Genomic DNA, 5,440 nt, shown 5'->3' on the forward strand with positions numbered 1-5,440 from the left:
CTCGCCGGTCATGCGCGACGACTACGCCCGCATGGTCGAGATCGCCAACGAAGGCTCGCGCGAACTGGGCTTCGCCGACACCGGCGCCCTGTGGCGGTCAGGCTACGACATGCCCGCCGACGACTTCGCCGCCGAGACCGACCGGCTGTGGGCCAAGGTGAAGCCATTCTACGAGAACCTGCACTGCTATGTGCGCGCTCGGTTGAACGCGAAGTATGGCGACGCGGTGCAACCCGATCACGGCGCGATCCGCGCCGATCTGCTGGGCAATATGTGGTCCCAACAGTGGGGCAACATCTACGACGTCGTCGCCCCGCCCAGCGGCGGCGCCTCCAGCTACGACCTCACCGAACTGCTCAAGGCCGCCGATTACGACGCGACGAAAATGGTCAAGACGGGCGAGGGCTTCTACGTCTCGCTGGGCCTCGACCCGCTGCCCCAGACCTTCTGGGAACGCAGTCAGATCACCCGCCCGCGCGACCGCGAAGTCGTCTGTCACGCCTCGGCCTGGGACCTGGACAACGCCGACGACATCCGCATCAAGATGTGCACCAACGTCAACGGCGACGACTTCTACACCGTCCACCACGAGCTGGGTCACAACTACTATCAGCGCGCCTACAAGAACCAGCCGATGCTGTTCCGGAACGGCGCCAACGACGGCTTCCACGAGGCCATCGGCGACTTCGTCGGCCTGTCGGCCCTGACCCCCACCTATCTGAACCAGATCGGCCTGCTGAAAACCACGCCGGGCGCGGAGGAGGACATTCCCTTCCTGCTCAAGATGGCCTTGGACAAGATCGCCTTCCTGCCGTTCGGCCTGATGGTCGACCGCTGGCGCTGGGACGTCTTCTCAGGCGAGACGGCGCCGGCCGCCTACAATACCGCCTGGACCGCCGACATGCTGCAGTACCAGGGTCTGGTTCCGCCTGGACCGCGCCCGGCCAACGCCTTCGATCCGGGCGCCAAATACCATGTGCCCGGAAACACGCCGTACACCCGCTACTTCCTGGCGGCCATCTATCAGTTCCAGTTCCAGCGCGCGGCCTGCAAACAGGCCGGCTGGACCGGGCCGCTGCACCGCTGCTCCGTCTATGGCAACAACGAGGTGGGCGCGCGCTTCAACGCCATGCTGCAGATGGGCCAGTCCCAACCCTGGCAGGAAGCGATGAAGGCCTTCACCGGCGACGGCGGCAATGACGCCTCGGCCATCGCCGACTATTTCGCCCCGCTGAACGATTGGCTTCAGGAACAGAACCGGGGTCACCAGTGCGGATGGAGCGCCGCCTGATCACGCGGCGGCGTTAACCGTCCCCTTCACAATTCCCTTAACCGCCCGATGGCAGACTGAACGCTAATCGGGCGGTCCGCGTCCTTCTGGGATGGGCATGGTGAAGATTTCCAATCGGATCGGCAGGGCGGTGAAGGCTCTGCGCATGTTCACGTCGCGCCTGTCGTCGGACCGCGGCGGCAATGTCGTGATGATCTTCGCCTTGGTGATGCCGGCGCTGATCATGCTGACCTTGGGCGGTATCGACATCAACCGCGTGACGACGGCCAAGGCCCGCGTTCAAGACGCGCTGGACGCCGCCGCTCTGGCCGCGGCGCGCTCGTCCTATACCGATCCGAAAGACCTGAAGACCGTCGCGCTGGTGGCGCTGAGAGCCAATCTGCGCAACGCCTCGGTGGAGCCGTTCGCCGACGACGCCGTCAAGATTGAGCTGACGAAAGACCAAATCGTCATCGCCGACATCCAGGTCCAGGTGAAGACGCTGATCGCCAATGTGGTCCTGCCGCCCTATGGCAAGATCCTCGACGACACTTTGCCCGTCAGCGTCCACTCCGAGGTGAACCGATCGTCCAAGGACATCGAGGTCTCGCTGGTGCTGGACATCACCGGCTCCATGGCCAGCAATAACCGGATCGGCGATCTGAAGAACGCCGCGAACCAGCTGATCAAACTGGTCGTTCAGCCGGCCGCAAAACAGACGCCCTACTATTCACGTATGGCGATCGTGCCCTATTCGATCGGCGTGAACCTGGGCGCTCGCGCCGACGCCGCGCGCGGCGCATCCATCGGATCGACCAGCATCACCGGTGCCGCATGGGCGGCGGCGGCGGCCAAGTCGATCTCCGGTATCACGCGCGCTTCGCCGGGCGTCGTGACCGCCAACGGCCACGGGCTGGCGAACGACGACTACGTCTGGATCAGCGGCGTCAGCGGCATGACCCAGATCAACAATCGCGCCTACAAGGTCGTGCGGATCGACGCCAACAAGGTGTCCCTGCAATATCAATCCGGCGCGAACTGGTACGCGCTGAACACTACCAGCGGCAACGGCTACAGCAGCTACAGCTCGGGCGGTCAGATCCGCAAATGCATGCGCTCCGACTGCTTCGTCACCATCTCGTCCACAAATCACGGCTTGTCTGAGGACGAGGGTGTGCAGATCACTGGCGTGAACGGTATGACGGCTCTGAACAACAGCAGCGGGCTCTTTGAAGTTTATGAGCGCACATCGAAGGATGCCTTCGTTGTGCCGGTCGGGGGCGCGACCTACGCCGACTATTCCAACGGCGGCGCTGTTCAATGCGGCCGTGACGGATGCGCCAAGCGCGTCTTCCGTGATCCGCAGTACAATCGTCTGAACGTGTTCGACAACACGACCTGCGTCAGCGAGCGCACGGGGTCTTCGGTCTATACCGATACGGCCCCCGGTTCGGCCTACGTCGGTCGAAACTACGCGTCTCCACGCAACCCCTGCCCGACAGCCACGATCCAGCCGTTGACATCTAACATCAGCACCCTGACCAGCCTCGTAAATGGGCTGTCCGTCACGGGCTCGACGTCCGGGCAGATTGGTCTCGCTTGGGGCTGGTATACGGTATCCAACCAGTTCAATGGGCTTTGGTCGTCGAACCCGGCTGCCGCCTATGCGCCGACCAAGGTGCTGAAGGCCGTCATCCTGATGACGGACGGCGAGTTCAACACCCCCTATTGCGGCGGTGTGATCGCTCGCGATGCAGGCTCAGGGTCTGGCAATCTCTACGACAAGATCGCCTGCGATGCGACGAACGGCGACCCGTTCGACCAGGCCGCAAAACTATGCACCAACATGAAGAACAAAAACGTGATCGTTTACACGGTCGGATTCTCAATCACCCCAGGCAGCGACGCGGCCAAGATTCTGAGCAGTTGCGCCACCGACAAGGACAAGGCCTTCCTGCCGCAGTCGGGCGCGGACCTGTCCAACGACTTCCAGGCCATCGGACGCGACATCACCCGACTACGGATTTCCCGCTGACGGCCTAGAGCAGGCGGATTTCGCGCAGGCGTTCGGTCAGATAATCCTCGGCCAGGATGGTCTTGCCCGCATAGCGATCGGGATTGTCCGGCGTGATGGCGCTGGGCAGGGTCTCGATCGGGAAGTCAGGGTTGAAGTGCAGGAAGAAGGGCGTCGAATAGCGGGCGAAACCGCGACGCTCGGGCGCCGGATTGACCACGCGGTGGGTCGTAGACGGCAGGACGTGGTTGGTCAGCCGCTGCAGCATGTCGCCGATATTGACGACCAGGGCGCCGGGCGGCGGCGCGATGTCGAGCCAGCTGCCGTCCTTGTCCTTCAGCTGCAGACCAGCCTCTTCGGCGCCGAGCAGCAGGGTGATGACATTGATGTCTTCGTGCGCCCCGGCGCGCACGCCCGGCGCATCTGCCGGAACCGGCGGGTAATGAAGCATGCGCAGGACGCTGTTACCCATCTCCACCTTGTCCGCGAAGAAGTCGTCGCCCAGCTTCAGGTAGCGGGCGATGGCGCGCAGGATCTTGGCGCCCAAAGCATCCAGGTCCTCGAACATGCCATACAGGTGCTCGCGGAAGCCCTCGACTTCGGTCGGCCAGACGTCGTCGCGCATATAGCGGCGATAGGGGTGGCCTTCGGGCAGTTCCCGACCGACGTGCCAGAACTCCTTCAGATCGACCGTCTTGGCGTCCTTGGCCGCCTCGACCCCGAACGGTGTCAGGCCGCGCGCGCCCCCCGTACCGGGCTGATGGTATTGACGCTTCACCTCTTCCGGCAGGGCGAAGAAGGCCTTGGCGTCGTCGATGGCCGCGGTGATGCGCGCCTCGTCCAGACCATGGTCGGCGACCACAGCGAAGCCATAGCGCGAGAAGGACGCACCCAGTGCGTTGCTGAACGCCTGAAAATCGGCGTCGTACTGCGTCATCGAAACCGGCTGAATGGCGCGGTCTGTCGTGTGGTCCGTCTGGGTCACGCTCACGGCGTCGTCCTCGATCTGGGGATGTGCGGCGGTTCCCATACGCCTAATCGGCGGCCTTGTCAGGGCCATGGCGAGCGCGGACGTGGCGGGCATTCATGCGCCGTACAGATTGGAACCTTCACAGTAAGCGCACGTTTCCGCGCCAGATCGCTCAAAAGAAAAGGACCATTCCATGCGCGCCAAGTTTATCGTCGCCAGCGTTTCCATCGCCGCCCTGCTGGGGGCCGCCGCCTGCACCACCACCGACCCCTATCGTTCGGGTCCGGTTCGCAACGATACCGGAACCGGGGCCATCGCCGGTGCTCTGGGTGGCGCGGTTCTCGGCTATCTGACCAACACCTCGAACGGCGAACAGGGCCGCAAGAACGCTCTGATCGGCGCGGGCATCGGCGCCTTGGGCGGCGCGGCCGTTGGCCAGTATATGGATCGCCAGCAGCGTGCGATGGAGGCCGAACTGTCCGGCTCCGGCGTCGGTGTGGCGCGTCAGGGCGATCTGCTTGTGTTGCGCATGCCGTCGGACGTGACCTTCGCCACAAACCAGTCCTCCATCGATCCGCGCTTCCTGCCGGTGCTGGATGACGTCGCCCGCGTTCTGCAACAGTATGACCAGTCGACCGTGGACGTGATCGGTCACACCGATTCGTCGGGCGGCGACGCGATCAATCAGCCTCTGTCTGAGCGCCGCGCGAGCAGCGTCGCCTCTGAACTGGTGCGTCGCGGCGTGATCGCGCAGCGCCTCTATGTCGCCGGTAATAGCTCGCGTAACCCGGTGGCCTCGAACGCCACTGCCGAAGGCAAGGCGCAGAACCGCCGCGTCGAAATCCTGATCCGCCCGTTCACCGGCTGATCAGGCCTTAAGTCAGAATACTTGGGGGCGGCGTCGCAAGGCGCCGCCTTTTTGGCTGCGTGGACGCATCACGCAGAGGGTGAGACGGCGCAAAGAAAAACGCCGCCTCCTTTTGGAAGCGGCGTTCTGTCTTTCGACGACTTCGAAGCTCGAAGCCGACCCGGACGAACCGGTCGGCTCCGAAAGCCTTAGAAGTTGATGTCGATGGTCGCGCGGCGGTTGAGCGGTTCGCGCACACCGTCGGCGGTCGGCTTGGCCAGGTTGGTCTCGCCCTTGCCGTCGAGGGCGATGACGCCGCCGTTGACGCCCGAGGCGACC

Annotated in this window: 4 protein-coding genes and 1 pseudogene; 3 read left to right on the forward strand and 2 right to left on the reverse strand. The window is 64.0% G+C overall.

Features of this window, described 5'->3' with window-relative positions:
* The coding region (locus B3T77_RS05240) for a M2 family metallopeptidase (protein ID WP_292077910.1) at positions 1–1,291 on the forward strand (1,291 nt) is incomplete at its 5' end.
* Positions 1,292–1,388: 97 nt separating this feature from the next.
* A complete protein-coding gene (locus B3T77_RS05245) occupies positions 1,389–3,305 on the forward strand; it encodes a TadE/TadG family type IV pilus assembly protein (RefSeq protein WP_292077913.1) in 1,917 nt (638 codons plus the stop codon).
* A gap of 4 nt (positions 3,306–3,309) precedes the next feature.
* On the opposite strand, the gene B3T77_RS05250 is transcribed toward B3T77_RS05245, so the two are convergent.
* Positions 3,310–4,221, reverse strand: coding sequence for an isopenicillin N synthase family dioxygenase (locus tag B3T77_RS05250; RefSeq protein WP_292077917.1), 912 nt, complete (start codon positions 4,219–4,221; stop codon positions 3,310–3,312).
* Between the two features lie 226 nt (positions 4,222–4,447).
* Here B3T77_RS05250 and B3T77_RS05255 point away from each other — a divergent pair, with 226 nt between their 5' ends.
* The gene (locus tag B3T77_RS05255; RefSeq protein WP_292077915.1) at positions 4,448–5,122 is read left to right on the forward strand and encodes an OmpA family protein; all 675 of its coding nucleotides are present in this window, start codon (positions 4,448–4,450) and stop codon (positions 5,120–5,122) included.
* Between the two features lie 188 nt (positions 5,123–5,310).
* Here B3T77_RS05255 and B3T77_RS05260 read toward each other — a convergent pair.
* Positions 5,311–5,440: pseudogene (locus B3T77_RS05260) on the reverse strand (cell envelope biogenesis protein OmpA); the annotation flags it as partial.

This window comes from Brevundimonas sp. UBA7838 (genome assembly GCF_002500885.1).
Classification (GTDB): domain Bacteria; phylum Pseudomonadota; class Alphaproteobacteria; order Caulobacterales; family Caulobacteraceae; genus Brevundimonas; species Brevundimonas vesicularis_C.

What these genes read in the sequence shown, in the direction of transcription:
- B3T77_RS05250 (WP_292077917.1), bottom strand. Translation starts at nt 4,221, where the DNA reads ATGACGCAGTACGACGCCGATTTTCAGGCGTTCAGCAACGCACTGGGT.
- B3T77_RS05245 (WP_292077913.1), top strand. Translation starts at nt 1,389, where the DNA reads ATGGTGAAGATTTCCAATCGGATCGGCAGGGCGGTGAAGGCTCTGCGC.
- B3T77_RS05255 (WP_292077915.1), top strand. Translation starts at nt 4,448, where the DNA reads ATGCGCGCCAAGTTTATCGTCGCCAGCGTTTCCATCGCCGCCCTGCTG.